At 45.5% G+C, this 20,577-nt stretch carries 20 protein-coding genes; 3 read left to right on the forward strand and 17 right to left on the reverse strand.

The window, feature by feature from the left end:
- Nucleotides 1-151 precede the first annotated feature (151 nt).
- From ACHA8N_RS03635 to ACHA8N_RS03655, 5 genes are all read right to left on the reverse strand, one after another.
- The gene (locus tag ACHA8N_RS03635; protein ID WP_393964746.1) at nt 152-856 is read right to left on the reverse strand and encodes a hypothetical protein; all 705 of its coding nucleotides are present in this window, start codon (nt 854-856) and stop codon (nt 152-154) included.
- A gap of 117 nt (nt 857-973) precedes the next feature.
- Nucleotides 974-1,102 carry a hypothetical protein gene (locus tag ACHA8N_RS03640; protein WP_393964747.1) on the reverse strand — a complete coding sequence of 43 codons (129 nt, stop codon included), beginning with the start codon at nt 1,100-1,102 and terminating at the stop codon, nt 974-976.
- 87 nt (nt 1,103-1,189) lie between these two features.
- Nucleotides 1,190-2,041, reverse strand: a complete 852-nt coding sequence (locus tag ACHA8N_RS03645) for an MBL fold metallo-hydrolase (RefSeq protein ID WP_393964748.1) — start codon at nt 2,039-2,041, stop codon at nt 1,190-1,192.
- Between the two features lie 74 nt (nt 2,042-2,115).
- A complete protein-coding gene (locus ACHA8N_RS03650) occupies nt 2,116-4,785 on the reverse strand; it encodes an MMPL family transporter (protein WP_393964749.1) in 2,670 nt (889 codons plus the stop codon).
- 35 nt (nt 4,786-4,820) lie between these two features.
- Nucleotides 4,821-5,264: a MarR family winged helix-turn-helix transcriptional regulator gene (locus tag ACHA8N_RS03655; RefSeq protein WP_026829386.1), complete on the reverse strand. Its 444-nt coding sequence runs from the start codon at nt 5,262-5,264 to the stop codon at nt 4,821-4,823.
- Between the two features lie 147 nt (nt 5,265-5,411).
- Here ACHA8N_RS03655 and ACHA8N_RS03660 point away from each other — a divergent pair, with 147 nt between their 5' ends.
- Entirely contained in the window at nt 5,412-5,603 is a 192-nt protein-coding gene (locus ACHA8N_RS03660) for a hypothetical protein (protein WP_147511697.1), read from the forward strand.
- Nucleotides 5,604-5,662: 59 nt separating this feature from the next.
- Here the strand turns inward: ACHA8N_RS03660 and ACHA8N_RS03665 are convergent, their stop codons facing one another.
- The 3 genes from ACHA8N_RS03665 to ACHA8N_RS03675 all read right to left on the reverse strand — a co-directional run bounded on the left by ACHA8N_RS03665 (nt 5,663) and on the right by ACHA8N_RS03675 (nt 7,398).
- The gene (locus ACHA8N_RS03665; RefSeq protein ID WP_026834053.1) at nt 5,663-6,112 is read right to left on the reverse strand and encodes a universal stress protein; all 450 of its coding nucleotides are present in this window, start codon (nt 6,110-6,112) and stop codon (nt 5,663-5,665) included.
- A 29-nt stretch (nt 6,113-6,141) separates the two neighbouring features.
- Nucleotides 6,142-6,591, reverse strand: coding sequence for a general stress protein (locus ACHA8N_RS03670; RefSeq protein ID WP_147511696.1), 450 nt, complete (start codon nt 6,589-6,591; stop codon nt 6,142-6,144).
- A 78-nt stretch (nt 6,592-6,669) separates the two neighbouring features.
- On the reverse strand, nt 6,670-7,398 hold the full coding sequence (locus tag ACHA8N_RS03675) for a hypothetical protein (protein WP_393964750.1): 729 nt from the start codon (nt 7,396-7,398) through the stop codon (nt 6,670-6,672).
- Between the two features lie 115 nt (nt 7,399-7,513).
- Here ACHA8N_RS03675 and ACHA8N_RS03680 point away from each other — a divergent pair, with 115 nt between their 5' ends.
- Nucleotides 7,514-8,146 carry a FusB/FusC family EF-G-binding protein gene (locus ACHA8N_RS03680; RefSeq protein WP_393964751.1) on the forward strand — a complete coding sequence of 211 codons (633 nt, stop codon included), beginning with the start codon at nt 7,514-7,516 and terminating at the stop codon, nt 8,144-8,146.
- Between the two features lie 53 nt (nt 8,147-8,199).
- Here the strand turns inward: ACHA8N_RS03680 and ACHA8N_RS03685 are convergent, their stop codons facing one another.
- The 4 genes from ACHA8N_RS03685 to msrB all read right to left on the reverse strand — a co-directional run bounded on the left by ACHA8N_RS03685 (nt 8,200) and on the right by msrB (nt 16,758).
- Complete coding sequence (locus ACHA8N_RS03685) at nt 8,200-9,720, reverse strand: diguanylate cyclase domain-containing protein (RefSeq protein WP_393964752.1); 1,521 nt, start codon at nt 9,718-9,720, stop codon at nt 8,200-8,202.
- Between the two features lie 204 nt (nt 9,721-9,924).
- Nucleotides 9,925-12,462, reverse strand: coding sequence for a HAMP domain-containing sensor histidine kinase (locus ACHA8N_RS03690; protein ID WP_393964753.1), 2,538 nt, complete (start codon nt 12,460-12,462; stop codon nt 9,925-9,927).
- 145 nt (nt 12,463-12,607) lie between these two features.
- On the reverse strand, nt 12,608-15,520 hold the full coding sequence (locus ACHA8N_RS03695; protein WP_393964754.1) for a S8 family peptidase: 2,913 nt from the start codon (nt 15,518-15,520) through the stop codon (nt 12,608-12,610).
- A 137-nt stretch (nt 15,521-15,657) separates the two neighbouring features.
- A complete protein-coding gene (msrB, locus tag ACHA8N_RS03700; protein ID WP_393964755.1) occupies nt 15,658-16,758 on the reverse strand; it encodes a peptide-methionine (R)-S-oxide reductase MsrB in 1,101 nt (366 codons plus the stop codon).
- A gap of 183 nt (nt 16,759-16,941) precedes the next feature.
- Here msrB and ACHA8N_RS03705 point away from each other — a divergent pair, with 183 nt between their 5' ends.
- Nucleotides 16,942-17,328 carry a DUF302 domain-containing protein gene (locus ACHA8N_RS03705; protein ID WP_393964756.1) on the forward strand — a complete coding sequence of 129 codons (387 nt, stop codon included), beginning with the start codon at nt 16,942-16,944 and terminating at the stop codon, nt 17,326-17,328.
- A 63-nt stretch (nt 17,329-17,391) separates the two neighbouring features.
- Here ACHA8N_RS03705 and ACHA8N_RS03710 read toward each other — a convergent pair whose 3' ends face one another.
- The 5 genes from ACHA8N_RS03710 to ACHA8N_RS03730 are packed head-to-tail and all read right to left on the reverse strand — an operon-like array spanning nt 17,392 to nt 20,567.
- Nucleotides 17,392-18,168: a sulfite exporter TauE/SafE family protein gene (locus ACHA8N_RS03710; RefSeq protein WP_393964757.1), complete on the reverse strand. Its 777-nt coding sequence runs from the start codon at nt 18,166-18,168 to the stop codon at nt 17,392-17,394.
- A 54-nt stretch (nt 18,169-18,222) separates the two neighbouring features.
- Nucleotides 18,223-18,450, reverse strand: coding sequence for a sulfurtransferase TusA family protein (locus ACHA8N_RS03715; protein WP_393964758.1), 228 nt, complete (start codon nt 18,448-18,450; stop codon nt 18,223-18,225).
- Between the two features lie 35 nt (nt 18,451-18,485).
- On the reverse strand, nt 18,486-19,622 hold the full coding sequence (locus ACHA8N_RS03720; RefSeq protein ID WP_393964759.1) for an MBL fold metallo-hydrolase: 1,137 nt from the start codon (nt 19,620-19,622) through the stop codon (nt 18,486-18,488).
- Between the two features lie 32 nt (nt 19,623-19,654).
- Nucleotides 19,655-20,221, reverse strand: a complete 567-nt coding sequence (locus ACHA8N_RS03725; protein WP_393964760.1) for a sulfurtransferase TusA family protein — start codon at nt 20,219-20,221, stop codon at nt 19,655-19,657.
- A 49-nt stretch (nt 20,222-20,270) separates the two neighbouring features.
- Nucleotides 20,271-20,567 carry a rhodanese-like domain-containing protein gene (locus ACHA8N_RS03730; RefSeq protein WP_393964761.1) on the reverse strand — a complete coding sequence of 99 codons (297 nt, stop codon included), beginning with the start codon at nt 20,565-20,567 and terminating at the stop codon, nt 20,271-20,273.
- Between the last annotated feature and the right edge of the window lie 10 nt (nt 20,568-20,577).

Consider the following 20,577-nt stretch of genomic DNA (forward strand, 5'->3'; position numbering starts at 1 on the left):
TCTCCCCGCATCCCTTCCATGCTGTCTCTTTTCTTATTCTCGCATATTTTGTAAGGGATTTCATTCTTCGGACGGAGATTCTTCGAAACTGTCAGTTGCCTTCACAAAAATTGCTAGGCTGCCTTTTTTGATCGCGCATTTTCAATTGAAATCACGTTTCATCATACGGCTGTTCAATGACCAAGACGCGACTTCCGTCTGCATTTTCGGTCAGTTCCATTTCGATGACGGCTTCTCCGACCAACAGCACAATCGGTAATCGGGGGTCAATATTACGGAAAAAACCGACCCTTCCCTGATAGACGTCCATATAGTCGGCAAATAAAAACGTTCCGTTGACATGCAGTTCATCTTGATTCGGATTAAATTCAAGGCGCGGTACGCCAAACCATGCTTCACCGTTCAAATACAACAATGGCTTTTTGCCCATCACTTCACTTGATTCCCGCCGCATTTCGATTGCTCCTTCGGTGTCATAGTACAATCGGTCTGTTCCTCTGGTTGCAATGACGATCGGATTCCCTTGGTACAATACAATTTCTAAAATTTCATCTGCCTGTTCCACGTAGTAACCGGATGCGTCAGAGATCGCAAAACTAATCGTATACAGTTGCATCCACGATATGATATCTGCTACCTCGACCGGTTTTAAAAACAAAGCTGAGACCAACCTGACCTCATTTTTGGTCATCGCTAAATTAACATAAATATCGGCCAGTTGAATCGTTCGGATTTCGTTTGACTGATACACCTCATCATAGTCGGGAACAAACATCGTTTCATAATAATCGTCCATTTCACGTAATTCAAGCGGCGGCATACGACGGTCAAAGTCGGCAATCTGGATGCGTTTCATGAGGAAGTGCCTCCTTTTCGTAAAGTTCATTTTGTCCTTTGTATTGAATTACCCAATATCTGGTTCAGTTGCACTCCCCTAAAACAAAAAAATCACCCTGGGCTCCAGGATGATCGGTCATTTCACAAAAAATTGATACAGCAGATATAAGGTAAAGCCAATCACTACAAGGACCGTGAAAATGTTAGCTGTTCCAAAAAACACACGATTGGACGTTTCATTCCGATCTTCAGGCTTACGATCCATTACGAGAACTCCTTTGCTAAAATTCATTTTTTCCATCTTATTACATAAGGAATTCTCGAATGTTCTGTTCAGCACCTGCTGTTTTAATTATTTTTTCGCACCATTTGCAAAAAATACCAGTGTTTCTTCCTCATCTGTCGTCAAGCCCCGTCCGACGAAATCACGATACAGCCGGCGCATCTCCGATACATGTCCTTCTGCTTGTTTTGTCACTTCGATGATTTGGCGTAAGGCGTGTACCTCTTGCTCAAACTCGTCTTTCGGCATCGCTTCGCCGTGCGACCAGACGTAATAGTCAGCGTCGTACTCAGCGATAACATCCAGTAACCGGGTCGTCTGCTCCACCGTATAGTTCCACTTGGCAGAAAAGATGTCGGCGTACATGGCGTCCCCTAAAAACAGAACACGGTCTTGCGGTACAAAGACAAGCGCGCTGCCCGGTGAATGATCATTTTCGACCTGGCGCAAGAGACACTGGACACCACCGAGATCCACTTCGAGTTGTCCGGCAAACCGAATCGTCGGCAAGATCAGCTCAATGTCCCGCCTCATCCCAAATTCGAGTTTGATCGCATCGGCACAAAACGGAATTTCAATTCCCTGTCGGATCCGCTCCGCAAGCGCCTCGTCCGACCAGTCATAATCCATCATCTTCCGCATCTCATCGACAGTCCGGTTAGTCGCAATCGTCGGTACAGCCATCTGCTTCATACCGAAAACATGATCCCAGTGCCAATGTGTCAATGCTACCAAGTCCGGTTTTCCGAGCCCCTGTTGTTCCATCTCGTCGACGAACAATGCCGCATGACGGTTCGAGTTACCGGCATCAATCACGAGATTTCGTTCGTCACCGGTAATGACGGCGACGATTGGTCGATCCGTTTCACTGACCGGCGTCTGATACCAAATACGATCGGTTAATTGTTTAAACTGTTGCATCTTGATCGCCTCCTGTGTGTAGTATAACGAAAAAATCCATCCGGATGATGTCCGGATGGATCAGTCGAATCGACTTACTTCTTATTTTGCTTTTGACGGAATGGCCACCAGACACCTGGTCCAAACGATACTGTAATCGCCGGAATCAGGAGCGGCAAGACGATCAATCCGTACAAGAGAAGACCCGTGATGACGATTGTCGCAATCTGAACCAGACTGAGGACGCCGGAAGGCATCATCGCACCAAACGTTCCGGCAAGGATGATTGCTGCCGTAATGATGACGGAGCCCATCTTTTTCATTGAGAGATACATCGCTTCTTTTGTATCCAATCCATTAATCGTTTCTTCCCGGAATCGATCGAGCAGGAAGATCGAATAATCGATTCCTAAGGCAACGAGCATGACGAAGCCGAAGAACGGTACCGCCCAGCTGATGCCGTCATAACCAAGACCGTTGACGAAAATCAGTTCCGCAATCGAGACCGACGTATAGTACGTCAATAACAAGGAACCGATCATAAACAGCGGCATGATCAACGAACGGAACATGATCGCAAGAATGATGAACAAGCTGACGATCATGATGATGACAGTCCGTGTAAAGTCAGCTTTTGACGTATCGTTTAAATCACTGTTGATGCTTGAGATACCGCCATACGCTACTTGTGCTTGTTCGAGCGGCGTATCTTTTAACGTGCTGGCTGTCGTTTTTTTGATGGCCGCGACCGTTTCAATTGCTTCCGGTGAATACGGATCATCGTTTAAGATGACTTCGAATTTCAGACCGGTTTGATCATCAATCGTATACCGTTCGATGACCGGTTCAAAGTCTTTGCCCGACAAGGTATCTTTCGGAATGAACATCCCCGTGCCACGAATCGTTTCGGATTCCCCCATCTCCTTGAGGAAATCGGCAGCTTCTGTTAATCCGTCTTCAATCTTGCCGAGTCCTTCGTTAGCAGAACCTACACCATCAGCAAGTTGTGTTAAACCGCTCCCGAGTTGACCGGCTTGTGCACCCTGCGTTTCAATACCGGTCGCCGCTTGCGCGATACCGGTTTGAATTTGTGTCAATTGACCGGATAACGCTGTCAATGTTCCGACGGTTTGTGGAATATTTTCAGCTGATTGTAAGCCTTGACCGACAAGTGTCAGCTGTTGATTGATTTGACCGAGACCGGTTGCTGCTTGTTGCAACTGTGCCGCACCGGCTGCTGCTTGATCGCCGGCTGGAATCTGACCGCTGATGGCTTGCAAGTTGCCTTCAACTGTCTGCAGACCCTGCCCGACTTCGCCGAGTCCATCTTTGGCATCGGTCAGACCATCGGCGACTTGTTTCAGTTGCTTGTCGACATACAAGTCTTCGATGACGTCACCAGTTGGACGTGAAATCGAACGAACGGCTTTGACTCCGTCCAGTTTGACGAGTTCACGGCTCAATTGCTCTGCATACGGAACAGTTTCTTCCGTCACGATATTCTGATCATCCTTTAAGATGACATTGACAGGTAACGATTCGCCGGCACCAAAGCCGTCTGAAATCGCATTTAAGCCTTTGACCGTCTCATACTTCGCACCGATCTCATCGACCGTATTGAAGGACAGATCATCATCGTACGTAAACAAAGTCGGAATCGTGACGATGGCAACAATCGCCATCGCAAGCAACGGACGACGAATGGATAATCCACCGTACCGGGCCCACAGGCGGCTGTCTTTATGACTTGCCGCATTTTTCGATGGCCAGAACAACTTCTCTTTTAATGTCGCCATGAAGAACGGGACAAGCGTAAAGAGAACAAGTAACAAGACGGCGATTCCGACCGCAACGGCGACGGAAGATTTAAAGATCGGGAAATCGGCAAAACCGATTGCCGAGAAACCGACGAGAACGGCGAGTCCACTGATCAGCAGTGTCCGACCTGCCGTTTTATACGTGTTGACGATGGCCGTCTCGACGTCATGACCGGCAGTCAACTCTTCTTTGTAGCGGCTGAGGAGCAGGATACAATAATCCGTCCCGATCCCGAAGAGAATCGCCACAAGGAAGATTTGGGTAAAGTTCGAAACCGGGAACCCAAACCAATCGACGAAAAAGGCGACGAATGATTGGCTCATCAAGTACGTCACTCCAACAGCAAATAATGGAACGAACGGTGTGACGATCGAGCGGAAGACAATCAACAACAGACCAAAAATCAGTCCGACGGTGATTAATTCCGTTCGTTTTAAGCCTTCCTGCGAACTCGCGTTGACGTCCGCATTGATGAGCGACTCACCCGTCAGGTAAATCGTCCGGTCGTCCGGTAACAGGTCACTACGGATGTCTTCAGCGAGTGCTGTGATTTCTTCTTGTGAACCGTCGACCGTAATCGGTACGAGGACGGTTTTTTTATCTTCTGAAATCAACTGACCTTCCGTTTCCTTACTTTCGAACGGGTTCAAGACACCCGTCACTGGCTCATCCAGTTGTTCGAGATCTTTCACGATTTGACCAATTTCCGTCCGGTCTTCTTTCGTGACCGCTTCTTTTAACGGAATGACCAGTGAAATGGTTTCCTCACTTGCACCGGCTGCCTTTAAGATTTCAGCCGCCCGCTGTGAATCATTATCGCTTGCGAGTTGAATAGCCCCTGCGTCTTCTGCTTGTTTTGATAAATTTGGTGCCGCTAAAAATAATCCGACTGTCGCAAGCAACAAGACGATTACGATCGGCCAACGCCATTTGACGATTTGTCGCATTCCCGTTCCACCTCTTCTGTGTCTATTTTTCTGAATTAATCTTCAATCTTCAAAATCGCTTTGACTTTCCGGAATGTCTCGATGAATTGTTTGATTTCGTCATCGTCGACCTTTCCATCAATCAATTGTTCCAAATAACTATAAATCGCTTGATCCGAAGCTTCGACGACTTCTTTTCCCGCTTCCGTCAAAATGATTCGTTTTGTTCGGTGATCATCTTCTGAACGTTCGACTTCGACCAAACCATGTTCATTTAGCTTTTTCAGACGATTCGAAATCGCACTTTTGTGAACACCTTGTATGACGGCAATCCTTCCGGAAGCAATCGGTCCATATTTATCGACCAGCTTCAGCAAATGCAGTTGTTCTGGTGAGTAGAGACGCCAAACCGGTGAATCCACGGATTTTAAGACACGTTCTGTCCCGTGAATCATCACTTCTTCAAATAACTGAACGGCTTCTCGAAGATTTTCTTTCATGATTAGTTTACCCCCTAAACTCATATCAGTAGTTTAGCCCCTAAACCAGATAGCGTCAACTCCAAACTGTCACAAAATATCCTGACAGACAATTCCAATTTTCGTTATGATGAAAGAGCATACATTCTACATAAGGGGGACTGACGCATGACGGCATTATTTTGGATTGCACTGGTGATTTGTGTACTTGGACTTATTTTTACAGTGATGGTCGGACAGAGTCGAAATGAGGAAACGTACAGTAACAGTACAACGGCGAAAAACATGTCCTGGATGTACTTGGTATTGTTGCCCGTCATCTTGATTATTCTAGGCGTATTCTATTATTTATTGACGTAAGTCGAACGAATGAACAAAAAAGCTGCCTCGATTAAATATTCGAAGCAGCTTTTTGGCACTTATTTGAGTGTTTTCGGGCGAACGATATAGATGTCACATTTGGCGTAACGGGAGATATTTTCAGACACACTGCCGATCATGATCCGCTCCATCGCATTCATCCCGACGGCCCCACAGACAATCAATCCCGCTCCGACACGTGGAGCGATGACTTTTGGAATCAACGTCTTCGGCGAACCGTTCTCGATGACGAGTTCAACTTCACCAACTCCTGCTTCTGTCGCCCGTTTCTCATACTTGTCCAGAAGCTGTTGTGCATACTCGGTTACGTTTTGATCAATGAATCGTTGGTTGGCACGAACGTTAGCAAAGGTTTGGATATCAATGACATGTGCGATGACGAGCTTTGCTTGATCAAGTTTTGCGAACTGGACGGCTTTTTCGAAAGCTAAGTCTGCCGTTTTTGATCCATCGACTGCGACTAAAATTGTATGATAGTGACTCTCCATCGTTGTTCACCCTTTCCACTCAGGCACGTTTACAACATCCGATCGTTTTCATTCTCCAGTGCCCGGTTCTCATGATCAAGCTTCCGCTCCGCCTCAATGCCTTCCGGTTCACTCTCTAAAATACTTTTTGGCTCAGGTGCCGGACGTTTCGCCCCTTCTTCGTCTGCAAGCAAGACGTAGGCACCACTTTTAACACTCGCTACATGCTTCTCGACTTCTCCGTCCGCTAAACCAAGCGAATCAAAGGCGGCACGCGTTTCCTCATCCGTCACTGGTTTTCCCGTAAACCGTTCGAACAATGTCCGTTTCCCGGCAACGAGTTGTGCGGCCGATTGCCCGCGTAACATCGCCATATCGGTTTTATCCTGCAAGACGACGTATAAATCCTCTTCTAAATACCCTGCAAAGTGTAAGTCTTCAATCTGGCGAATTAAATCCGTCTCATTTTGATACGTACCAATCAACTGTTTTTTCCCCATTGGTCATTTCCCCCTTTTATACTTCTATAAGGGATATACCCCAAAAAACCAAAAGCAACATCCCCAACTGTCGTTTTCTCAAGAAACCGGCCGTTTTTCTTCCGCAAACAACTTTTCCCGTTTCCGAAATACGATCAGTACCGCAACCGTGATCGTGATGACACTGAAGACGGCGATGCCCTGTTGAAAGTCGGTCAATCGTCCGTTAAAGAACAGACCGATGTAATACCAAATCATGACAAGCCCAAACACCCAATCGGTATGAACGAAAATAAAGAATACGGCTCCAAGCGCAAACAGGATCAACATCACCGTGACCCATTCCGACGTCGTCAGTCCAAAAAGATCGTCAAATCGAAAATCACGTAAGATCCGAAAGGGCAGCACTAAAATCTGAATACTCGACCAGGCAAGAAACACTGAGAACGGTGAACGCATCCAGGGGGAACGGTTCGGATGATGTTGAATTTTCATATAAAGGATGCATAAAGCAATAAAAGAAATCGTCGTCAAAACAAGTTCCCACGGCGGTCCGATGATGCTGCTCGCACCATAGCCGATCATCGTCAGCATGAACCATCCGCTCATATCAAGAATCAATGTCCGGTCGGCCGGATAAGCCTGAACCGGTCGGATACACCAAATCAATAAGGTCGTATACACGACGCCGAAAATTGCATCGATGAACGGTGCCGGCATGATGGCGAGACGTTCTCCCGCCGGTGCTTCATACCAGACGACACGGGCCAAGAGGACAAATAAAAAACTGATCAGGTTCAACAAGCGAAGTGCGGTTAACGGTTGCATGACTGGACACCTCCTCTGGTATTTATTTCCCGCCTGTCGAATGACGGAAACAAGGAAAATGTCGTTTTGATAACAAAGATTCAGTGAATATAGGACTACAAAGGAGCGATGTCGTATGGAACCATTCATTAAACCCTTTCAATACAATTTCATCCGGGGCCAAGTCGATTGGTTGACGCAACAACTGACGACGGTCCATGATCCGGATGTGCTGGATGCTGTCATCTACAGTGCCGCTCAAAAGATTTTTGATTTAATCCCGGTTCTGACGTCAGAGCAAGAAGCATTGCTGATGCTCGTGCGAAATGTAAAATCAGAAGCTGATTTAATCCGTTATATTGAGAAGATCCAACCGCTCGTCGCGTCTTTCCCGTCCATTACAGAGTCACAACTTCAACAACTGTTTCGAAAAACAAAGAAGTTACGGAATCCACCGCTTCATTCCTTCGATTTTCTTAAGACGACCTATTTAAGCTGGAATGATACCGGAAACAAAAAGAAGTTTTTTGTTTATCCGCTACAAGGAGAATGGGTCGGCGTCGAAAGTCATTATGTTCCAACGATTAAAAAAGGTATCTGCACGATCTGTCATCAGTACAGCGATGTCACTTTGGTCTCTGCCCGGACACATCAGTCTGCTGACCATTACCGGGCTGTCGGAAACTACATTTGTATCGACAGTGACCATTGTAATGAGCAAGTGACCGATCCTACGTCACTTGAAAAATTTTTAGCTAAAATAAGGTAACAACAAAACAAGAGGAGCGGACCGAGTTGAATCGGCGCTCCTCTTTTGATGGATCAGACTTCCACATGAAACTGATTTTTTCCACGGCGTTTCGCTTCATACATCGCGACATCTGCTTGCTCAATCAATGCTGTGCGGGATGTGGCATGCGTCGGATAAATCGCACCACCGATACTCGCGGTCATGAAGACTGGTGTCTCCTGAAGAATGAACGGCCGTTCGAACAAATCAATCAGCTGTTGACCGCATGCCTCAATTTCTGACTCTTCTTTTACATCAAACAACAACACAACAAATTCATCGCCGCCTTGTCGTGAGATGACTGTATTATGCGGCAACCTTTTTTCTAAACGACTGGAAATATCAATAATTAATTGATCTCCAATATGGTGTCCGTAGGTATCATTCACCTGCTTAAAATGATCAATATCAATAAAATATAAACCCACAAAACGTTGGTGAATTTCTGCGCGCCGTAATTCTTCTTTAAATAAACGGGCAAACAAATACCGGTTCGGTAAATTCGTCAATGCATCATGGTAAGCCATATGCTCCATCTCTTCGAGTGCTTGTTCGAGAGCGGCCGTCCGCTCTTCGACCTTAGCTTCCAGATTTTCACGCAAACGTTGATTATCCATGACAATTCGAACCTGTCTCGAGATCAATAACGGGATCGCAATCATTAAGCCAATCGTCAACCCATTCCAGCTGACGGCTTGTTGTGCCATCGTCACAAATAAAATCAAGAGAAAGATATAAGGTGTCACGAGACGAATCCCGTCTAGAATTTGGCGGTTGCCCTTCCCGATGAGTGGACGCTCATCGACATCAAACAAGATGGCGGCTCCACCAATCAACAGGACCGTCGCGAGCCAAAGTGGATCTAGCCACATCACAGAGATTGGAAAATCAGTACGGTACAACACGACATACAAGACATCTGCAATGAGTTGCAGATGGAATCCGATCAAAATCATGAACAACGGAATACTGTTTCCGCGTTTCATAACACCAAAAAACAAGATAATCATTCCACCAAGCAACAATAAGTCACCGAGAGGATAACGAAGTAATAATAATGTATTGAAACTGAGTAATTCCATTTGTTTTAAATAAGGTGTGACGAGATAGTGCCAAGAAATAGCACCGGTTACAATCAAGATAATCAATTCATCAAATAAAAAGAACCGCAGATTGATTTGCGAACGACGATTAAGTAAAAAATAACAAAACGCTAGCAAATAAAAAACAATTTGCAGACTGAATACTAAATCGATTCCATCAAACGGTCCTGAACGTTCCAGATGACGCCTCTCTACAATCAATTGTGCCGTCTCTCCAACTGCTAACGACACATTTCCAAACAACAACAGTAAAAAAAGACGTTGGGTGAACGGTCGATTCGGATGACGGCGAATCGACGTCATTAAAATCAATGTGGAGACGACAGTGCCTAAAATCATAAACAAACTGTTTCCGATTCTCGAAAGTTCTGATGACGTGCCGATGATTCCTAACCATAATGTATGAGACAGAACCCATCCACCAATGATGGCATAAATTCGTTTATTCATCCGTCACGCCCTTCCCTTTTCTTTACCTAGTTCGTTTGTCCTATATGTTTATCGGCAAATCTTGTTCTTTTTTTAGTCCCTTTTCATTATATTTAAATATTTTTGAGTGTACCCTGTCATTTTCATTGACGGGTTGAGTTCACTTTTTTACTGATTTAGATCAAAAGAGTACCATTGCCTAGGCAAAATGGTACTCTTTTTGAATTACATATTTTCAGTAACGTGTAACGGTAACTGAACCGTAAATGTACTTCCTTGTCCTTCCACTGACTCGACATGAATCACACCGTCGTGTTCTTTAACAATCTCCTTACAGATGGACAGACCAAGACCTGTTCCGCCAATCCGTCTTGTATCTGAATTATCGACCCGATAAAACTTATCAAATAATTGTGCAAATGCATAATGTGGAATACCAATTCCGTGGTCGGTGATCCGAATCGTGGCATTCTCCTGATCGGTGCCGATACTGATTTCAACTGCCCCCCCGTCCGGTGAATACTTAATCGCGTTATTCACCAGATTGTTCAGCAATTGTTTGATTCGATCTTCATCCCCTATGATCGTTGGTCGATCTGTTCCTAATTGCTGCATTTGAATAGCGTGGTGACCATTCGAGACATCGTACAAAGAAACGACTTGTTGAACGACCGTCCATAAATCGAGATGGGCCATCTGATAGAGTTGACCTCCAGATTGCATCCGCTGGACATCCAAGAAATCCGTCACCAGATTCGCAAGCCGTTCCGTTTCCGTATGAATCGTCGATAAATATTTCCGTTGCTTCATTTGATCGACTTCACGATTCAGCATCAATTCCGTAAATCCATAAATCGACGATAACGGTGTGCGTAATTCATGCGACACGGTTGAAACCAGTTCGGTCTTCAGACGATCGGCTTCCGTTTCCCGGGTAATATCCCGGATGACCAGGATGACGCCTTTCCATCCTCCCTCAATATCAATCCGCTCTGCATATACTTCGAGATGCGCGGTATTATTTCTGACATCAAATTGGACTTTATCCGGTGAAACGTCTCCGGACCGGATCAAGTCTAAATAGTCATTAAAGCGGTCGGTGTCATCCACGATATTGCGCATGACTTCGATGACATAACTGCCGGACGACAATGTCCGGTCCTCCGTGAACTCGGATTGTAATTCCGGTACGAGTTCAAACAAGGGTCGGTTCACATACAACTCGTCATTTCCATCTTCCAGATAGATGATTGCCTCTCGAATTGAATCAAGGACTTGCTCCGTTTTTTGTTTCTCTTGCTTCATCTCTTCATAAGAACGTGTCCGAAGCAGGGACAACGTCATCTGTTGCGAAAACTCACGCATATCTGCCAGTTGTTGTGACTTGTACGTGGATTTGTAACGGACCATATAGATCGCAGCCATCAACTGATTCGTTGACGGATCGTAAATCGGTAATGCCACTTCGTGGGTACTGAAGCTATACGGTGAATCATTTGTGCGGGCTACCCGCTTCTCCGACTGAATCACTTGATTCGTAAGCATCATCCGGTTGAGAACAGATGTTTCATCTGCTAATAACGCTTCGATCTGTTGCATCTTCATCCCATTCGTCGTAGCGCCGATATAAGCACCACCTTCGTATAACAACAAGGCACCGTACTCCGAAGAAGTGATTTCAAGCATCTTCCGCACGATAGCCGGGTACGATTCGACCGTTTCACGGACTGCAAGCGCTTCTGTCAACTCGCTTCGCATTTTCAGCTTTTCTTCATTTTTTTTCGTGGTTTGATATGCTTCTTCGAGTTCTTCTTGCTGTGCTTGCAGTTCTTCTTGTTGCGCAAGCAATTCTTCACTTTGTGCTTGCAACTCCTCATTTTTTCCTTGCATCGCTTCTGTATAGGAACCGGTTGTCACCGCCATTTGGTTAAAAGATGAACGGAGCATTCCAATTTCATCGGTACGTTGTTCATCTAAATCCATTTCAATCGATTCGTTCCGTGATAACTTTTGATTGTCATCAATCAGACGTAACAGTTGTTTGGTCATGCGTCGGATAAACGGATGCACAAACAATAAAATAAACCCGACCAACACTAAGATGCTCGAAATCCAAATCCACTGTGTTTTCGCGACTTCATTGCGCAGATTCATAACAGCATTTTCCTGTTGTACTTGTAAATTATCGCGATAGTCTTCAAGTGCCACGGATGCCCGTTCAATGTCCGGTGTGATGTCAATCGATCCGTCTGCTGAAGGTTTTAACTGTCCCTGTTCCACCAGTCGTTTCGCAACTGGTAATGAGAATAAGCTGTCCCCTTGTAGAAAATCTTCATTGATTGTATTGTCTTTTTTCCCGTTGACATATGATTGTGTAACCGGAAACAGCGCCCCATAATACAGGTCATACAAGTTCGTCATTTGTGCAGCAAATTCTTCTTCTTCATCCGTCTTGGCTTTACGGGAAAACCAATCGGTCTCACTCTTGATTTCAGTTCGTAAATCCTCGACTTCATCAAAGCGGTCTTGATTCCCAAAGATAACGAATCCTCGGAGGCCAAATTGAACAGTCTGCCAATTATCCCACAATGTATCCGCCCGTCGGTTTTGCTCACTGATGACCTCCAAGTTATTACGCGACAACTCGATCCTGCTTTCCATATAGTCATAGACAAAAAACGAAGTGACTGAAACTAATACGAGTACGGTATAAAAGACCGCTAGCAATTGCCGTCCGATCCGCCTCCGAATCCATTTAATCATGAAATATCCTCCTCATCATTCCGCTAGGATGATGCTTTTTTGAAATTATTGTAATCACTTAAAAGTATCATAATTTCAAAAAAAATACTTTAAAAATAAAAAACAAGCCTTTTCCGTTTTACCCGAAAAAGGCTTGTCTGAAGACTTATTTTTTAGCTTTTTTGACGGTGACCACAGCACTCTTACTTTTTTGTTTAAGGCTGTTTTCGACATAGACAGAGAGCTTTGCTCCTGCTTTTTGTTTGGCAATCTTAACTGTGAACGTGCCTTTTGAAGTGACCGTTCCTTTACCGATTACTTTTTTCTTAGCATTTTGGACATACACACGCGCTTTTTTCTCACCTGTCCCGGTGATTTTCGTTTGACCGGCTGTCACCGGTTTAACTTTTGGTGCAGCTGGTGGAGCGAGAACCGTGACAACCGTCGCTTTACTTGAACGGTTGGCAATGTCTTTCACTGAAACAGAGAGACGGGCTTTCGGTGCCTGTTTGGTGACTTTGACGGTAAATTTCCCTTTACTGTCAACAGACGCTGTTCCGACCACTTTATTTTTTGCATCTTTAATCGTGATCTTACCATTGGCGATTGCCGTTCCCGTCACTTGCGTTGCGCCCGCAAGTACACGGTTGACCTTCGGTGCTGCCGGTGCTTTTCCTGCTAACACTTCTGTCCGTTCTGATGTTACATCAACGCCGTTCGTATAACGAATCGTCAACACCGATTCTTTTTCCTGGCGTGGAATCGTCACACTGTATTTACCGGCTTTTGCCGTTGTTTTTCCTAACATTTTTGAAGTATCTTTTGTATCAGTCAATTTTTTCGTTGACCATACTTCAACTTTCGTGCCGGTCTTCACTTGTCCGCTGACAACAAGTTGGTTGTCATAGACCGGATTGACTTGTCCTTTTAAATGCAGCTGGGAAACAGCACGTGCAACGTTAACTTTTCCATATCCGGATACCGGGCTGACGAATGCTTTAAAGGCCGGCTTTTTATCGGATTCATAGCCGGGCGGATACTCGCCTTCCATGTCAGCTTCTTCATCGTACCAATCATTCGGATTTTCAAAAGCAAGCGGCTCCGCGCTCGTTTGTAAAATTGCTTCGATTTGTTTAGGTGTCAATTTCGAGTCCATTGATGCTAAAATCCCTGCAACAGCTGCAACGTGAGGTGCTGCCATACTTGTTCCGTCCATATAGACCGTATTGCCGTCCGGAACGAGACTTGCAATTTTCGACCCTGGCGCTACAACATCGAGTCCGATGCCATAGTTTGAGTAGTCGGCAACCATACCGAGCGGATTTGTTGCCCCGACAGAAATGGCGTATTCAGAACTAGCCGGGAAACCGACTGTTGAATCGTATTCATTTCCGGAAGCGGCAACAACTGTTACACCACGATCAGCTGCATATTTCATCATGTAGGCCATTGTCCGGCTTTCGCCGCCGCCAAGGCTCATATTGATGACTTTTGCTCCGTGGTCGACCGCGTATTTGATTCCGAGTGCGATTGAATCCGTCTCGCCCTCTCCATTCGCATTCAATACTTTAATCGGAAGAATCTTCGCCGACTGATGAATACCGCGAATACCGTAGCTGTTTTCAAGGGCTGCCGCGATGACGCCTGACACGTGTGTACCGTGACCGTTATCGTCGAGTGCATCTCCCTTTCCATTTACATCAACAAAGTTCTTTTCCTGGGCAATATCGACTTTCCCTTGTAAATCCTTGAGGCGATAATCCACACCTGAGTCAATGACTGCAATCGTGACCGGGTTTAGTTTTTTCCCGGCTTGGTTCTTTTGAAATTGTTCAAAACCAATTCCTGCATTCGGAAACGGTTCAACGTTCGATTTCTGATTGAGTGACCATTGATAATCGTAGTTGATATCACCTGTCGCACGGTATGTCTGAACTTCTTCGACATACTCAACCGCACGTGATGTCTTTAATGATTGTTTAAGGACTGCTGCCGACTGGTTCTTGGCTGTCGGATCTTCCGTGACGATAACAAACTCACCTGTTTTGCCAAGCGACAATTTCTCGACGTCCGGTGCTTCTGTACCGGCAATTCTCATTGTCCGCTCTGTGTGACCTGGCTTCAGTTTGACGATAAATCGTGTTTTTGCTTCAGATTTGACTTGAATGCCAAACGGCTTAAAGGCTTTACTCAAGTCTGAACCACCAATCGTTTCGATACTGGCTTTTTTTGCGACTTGATTGATTTCGGTTGCGATGACTTCTGGAGAAGCGTCACGTGTCAAGGCATGTAACCGATTGACCGCCGCTTCATCCTCTTTTGTTAACGTATACTTCGTTCCGTTGACGAGAGCCGCCATGGCTGGTTTCAACGTTTTTAAGTCTTCATATGTTTGTGTGCGCTTATCTTTATTGAATAAAAGTGTTTTGACGACGTATGGTGACGCTTTATAGTACAACGACGTCAAGCTCCGTCCTTCTTCCGACTGGCTCAATACTTGTTTTTGAATGGCGTGCATCAACGCAAGTAAGGGTTTCTCGTCCGCTGTTTGTTTGAGTGCTTCTTCCGCCATACAACTCATATCACTGATCGGCTCGTATTCAACGGCTAATTTGACATTATTGTAAGTCAAATTGACGCGGGCTGCTTTGGTTGCTTTGCCTTCTTCAATGCTTGGATAATAATCGACTTTGACGTAGTACGGTCCGTCCCATGCATAGGGAACAGCAATCTTCGTCACGTCTTTTGCATTCGGTTCTACAGATCCGCGGTAACGGTCAAACGTCTCATCTTTTGAAGCCATCTCTTGACTTGGATAAGCTGTTACTTCAATCGGCTGATCCGTGTCGATCGATAATTCAAAATGTGTCGCTGTTTTTTCGATCCCGGCTTGATGATCGACCTTATACCAATATGTATTCGTTTCTTCCGTTCCTGTTTCGAGTACGGTTTCTTGTCCTGCCTTTAATAATACGGCTTCTGACAATGCACTTGCTGCTGCTGTTTTCACAGCGGATGGTCCGATTCCGAGTGTCAGAATCAAACAGCTCAGCATCAGCCAAATCGTTAGTTTTTTCACGATGTTCCTCCTCAAGATGTAATCTTACATTGTTTATAGTATAAACAATTTTTGGATAAAATGGATAGTTATTTTCAGAAAGAGTACCTTACATTTTCGAAAGAAAAGGTACCTTCCACGAAAGTGAAAAGTACCTTTCATTTGAATTCAGAGACGTATTGTCCGTATCCTTCTTTTTCAAGATCGGCTTTCGGAACAAAACGTAATGCGGCTGAGTTCATACAGTACCGTAAGCCTGTCGGTTCAGGTCCGTCATTAAAAACATGACCGAGATGGGCATTCCCGTGCCGACTTCTGACTTCCATCCGCTTCATTCCTAAAGCAAAGTCACTTTTTTCAATGATATTTCCTTTTTCCAACGGTCGAATAAAACTCGGCCATCCGGTTTTCGAATCGTATTTATCATTGGAAGAAAATAACGGTTCACCGGAAATCAAATCGACGTAAATCCCGTCCGCTTTCAAATCATGGTACGGATTATCAAAAGCCGGTTCTGTCCCGTCTTCCTGTGTAACTTTATATTGAATATCCGTCAACTTCGCTTTGATCTGTTCGTCAGTTAACTTCGTATATTTCGGTAAATCAAGTTTTGGTTGATCACTCCAGTATTGGTTAATGAAGTCATCACGCCCGGACGCAGCGCGGTAGAATTTATATTTCTTTTCACTTTTCAAGTAATAATCTTGATGGTAGTCTTCCGCCTCATAAAACGGACCGGCTTCAATCAACGGCGTGACGATTTTTTTATCAAAGATGCCGCTGGCAGCCAAATCTTTCTTCGATTGTTCCGCAATCTGCTTTTGCTCTGCGTTCGTATAGAAGATTGCCGTCGTATACGATTCCCCCTGATCGACAAACTGACCGTTCGGATCAGTGGGATCCACTTGACGCCAGTAAACATCCAGAAGTTGTTTGTACGAGATGACCGATGGATCAAACGTGATCAGAACCGCTTCCCGATGACCGGTCGTCTCCGCCGATACTTGGTTATACGTCGGATTTTCAACATCTCCACCGGTATAGCCGGAAATGACTGATTTCACGCCTTTTAACTCTTCAAACGGCGGTTCCATACACCAGAAACATCCTCCGGCGAGAATCGCCGTTTCTTCTTTTGTATACGACAACTCTTTGCTTCCGCTCGATTTTGCCTGTTGTTGTTGGAAAACAAAGTAGCCGCCAATCATGATCGCAATCAATGCCACGACCGAAAGAATCGTCAACATCCGTTTCTTCATCTCCCTCCGCCTCCTTTTTTAAGCTTACGTCGTTCACCCGCGGGCAGATGTCTTTTTTCTAATGTACCTTGATTTCCCACAGTTTGTCGCCCGGTCCGCCTCCATTTGGCACATTCAAAAACGATTCATCTTATTCAGACAGGGAATAAGATGAGAGAACCTAAAAAACCGGGAGGGGTATTTATGTTTGACTATACAGTCAACTCCAATCATTCAACAGAGGAAACGATCGAACGTTTGAAGACAGACCTTGCCGAGATTTCGTTCGGGGTCTTGTGGGAGTTTGATTTAGCGAAGAAATTCGCCGAAAAAGAGTTACCGTTTGACGACCAGTATCATATCCTTGAAGTTTGTAACCCGAAAGAAGCCCATCGTGTCTTATCGACTCAACGGCGGGCCGGCTACTTTTTACCGTGTAAGCTCGCTGTTTATACGGAAGATGGACAAACGAAAATCGGAATGCCGCGCCCGACCTCACTGATCGGTTTGGTCGAAGACGACGAACTGAAGCAAGTCGCACTCGATGTCGAACGACAACTTGTTGACGTCATCGAAAAAAGTCGATTGTAACTTCATCAGAAAAAACGATGCTCTGCTGACGTACAAGCAAAGCATCGTTTTTGTTTTGTTCTTTTACAAAATATCAATCCAGATTTTGATCGCTGTCGCTAAAATCAGGACCGCCAAAATGATTTGTAAAATCTTCGTGTTCATCTTTTTTCCGGCAAACGCGCCGAGCGGTGCCGCAATCAAACTGGCGACGACCATGATGGCAGCAGGACCCCAATCGACTTGTCCTGTCGTAATCTTCCCGACCGTTGCACCAATCGATGAGATAAAGGTAATGGCAAGAGACGAAGCAATCGTCATTCGGGTCGGGATCTTTAGAATGACGAGCATGATTGGAACGAGTAAAAAAGCTCCGGCCGCACCGACGATTCCTGCCCCCACTCCGACGATAAACGCAGCACTTGCCGCAATCCCTTTATTGAAACGAACTTGATCAAGCGGGATATCATCGATGCCTTTTCGCGGAATGAACATCATCACGGCTGCAGTCAGTGCCAACACGCCGTAGACAAGATTGATTGTGTCTTCCGCGAGGACGTTTGAGCCATAAGCACCGATGAAACTCCCAATCAGAATCGCTCCGCCCATATACAGAATCAGCGATTTGTTTAAGAAACCGCCTTTTCGATAGGCCCAAACGCCACCAATCGTCGCGAAAAAGACTTGAATCGCGCTGATTCCGGCGACTTCATGCGCAGAAAAAGCAGCAAATCCGAGCAGTGGTGGAATGTAGAGTAGCATTGGATATTTGATGATCGAGCCGCCAATTCCGACCATGCCCGAGATGTATGATCCAACAAACCCAATTAAAAAAATCGTAATGATAAAACCGAGTTCCATTTGATTCACTCCTTTAAAAAAAGAGGACTGTCGCCAGCCCTCCTTCAACTTGAATTACCCTTTTTGGATCCAGAATTTTAAGACGCTTGCCTCTTCCTCATGCTTCACAAGTTCGTGACCACCTGATTTTGCCCACGCTTGTAAATCTTTTTTTGCCCCTTTGTCCGTTGCATGGACTTCAAGGATTTGACCGGATTCGAGTCCGGAAATGGCTTTTTTTGTTTTGACGATCGGCATTGGGCAGGCAAGCCCTTTTGCGTCGAGTACGAGTTCTGATTTCATGATTGTGTTTCCTCCTGAAGTAAGTTGTTTTTTATTTAACGAACGGCGCAACGGTTGGGTCCGACTTCCATCTCGCGTTGTGCTTCGAGATCAGGCGTCTGTTTCCCCATGTTGGTTTCGCGAATTTCCTGATAGGCATTTGGTTGCGGCGGAAGATTTTCGGTCACCATCTTCCGGAATGTTTCTTCATCTTCGATGTTCAATCCGTGATTGTTTGCGAGTAAAATGTCGAGTTTTTCTGCGACACTGCCGTCTTCATTTAACTCTTCAATCAGCATGAAATGGGCCGGTAAGACAATCAGATCTTTTGCGAGTTCGCGGTACGTTTTGTAAAGCGACTCCCGCAGGTCGCCGACCCAGTCTTCTGCCAGACCGGCTAAATCCGGACGACCAATCGAATCGATGAATAAGATATCACCCGTTAAGAGATATCGATTGTCGACAATAAACGACGTCGAACCGATTGTATGTCCCGGGGAATACAGTGCCCGGACATCGATTTTTGTATCGCCTACTTGAACACGGCTTCCGTCTTCGAGTGCTGCATAATCAAACGTGACGTCTGTCGCGTCTTTTGGTGGCAACCAGTAAGTCGCTCCTGTTTTTTCAGCAATCTCACGTCCGCCGGAAATGTGATCGGCATGAAGGTGTGTATCAAAGACATGCGTGATGGTCAGTTGACGCTCGTTGGCATAATCGAGATAAACATCTGTCATCCGCGCGGCATCCACGAGGACGGCTTCGCCTTCTGAGATGATCATGTATGATAAACAGCCTTTCCCAATCCGGACGAATTGAACGACTTCCCCTTGATCGGCTCCAGTTTCATTTAATGATCCGAGTGAAATCGGCTCCAAGTGTTCGCTCCAGGCTTTCATGCCTCCCGAAAGATACGAGACAGTCCGTCCTGCTTCTTCCAATAAATCCGCTACAAAAATCGACGACCCTTCTTTTGCACAGACGACGAGAACAGGTTGGTCCGCCGGCAGTTGACCTAAAATTTCTTCGACACCGTCGAGTAAATCGAAGTACGGAACATTGAGATATGAAAACTGTTCGCCTTCAATTTTCCAGTCTTGAAACGCCTCTTCATTTCGGACATCCAAGATAAACATTTTTTCACGGTGAATGATTTTTTGCGTGACTTCTTTTGTTGTCATTGCGTGTGCCATCTGATTGATTCCTCCTACTCATAATTTACGGATTAAACGGTTTGATTCGTGTCATACTTCCAGTCACTCATGCCGGGGATCACGTTTTGAACGTTGAACCCTTTTGCATCAAGCTGTTGGCAGGCTAAATCACTCCGACTGCCTGTCCGACAGACGACATAAATCGTTTTCGATGTGTCGAGTTCTCCGATTCGCGTCTCCAGTTCTCCGAGCGGAATACTGACGGCATTCGGGATATGGGAGAACGCATATTCAGCCGTTTCCCGGACGTCCAAGATGAGCGTATCCGGATTGTTGCGAACCGTTTCAACGGTCTCGTTCGTAACAACTGATTTAAATGCCGGTGCTTCTTGCTCGTCACCGGCAGATTTGCGGACGTAATGCCGCAAGACGTCTCCTTCTTCGATTGTTCCAAGATATTGATTCCCGGTACTGTTTGCCCAGGCCCGGAGATCGGCTGTTGATCCTTTGTCAGTGGCCTGAACTTCCACGACTTGACCCGGTTCCAGCGTCTTCATTGTCTTTTTTGTCCGGACGATCGGCATCGGGCAAGCTAAGCCACGTGCGTCGAGTACGATATCTGTTTTAATTGTCTGCAAAAGTATTCGCTCCTTTTTACCTATAGGGGTATATTTAATATTAAATTTTTTAGTTGGTTTTACCTTCGTACGCCATCATGCCGCCATCCATGTTGATGACATCAAATCCTTGTCCTTCGAGATACGTTGTGGCACGACCACTTCTTGCACCAGAACGGCAGACCATGACGTATTGTTTTTTCTTATCGAGTTCGTTCATTTTAAACTCGACGAGACCAAGTGGAATATGAATCGCTTCCGGGATCTTGCCTTCTTTGACTTCATCCACTTCGCGGACATCAATGATGTTGAGTTGTTCCCCGTTTTCAAGCTTTTCCTGTACTTCTTTTGCTGTGAATCGTTTCATCTGTGATTCC

The sequence above is a fragment of the Exiguobacterium sp. S22-S28 genome (genome assembly GCF_043359615.1).
GTDB lineage: Bacteria > Bacillota > Bacilli > Exiguobacteriales > Exiguobacteriaceae > Exiguobacterium_A.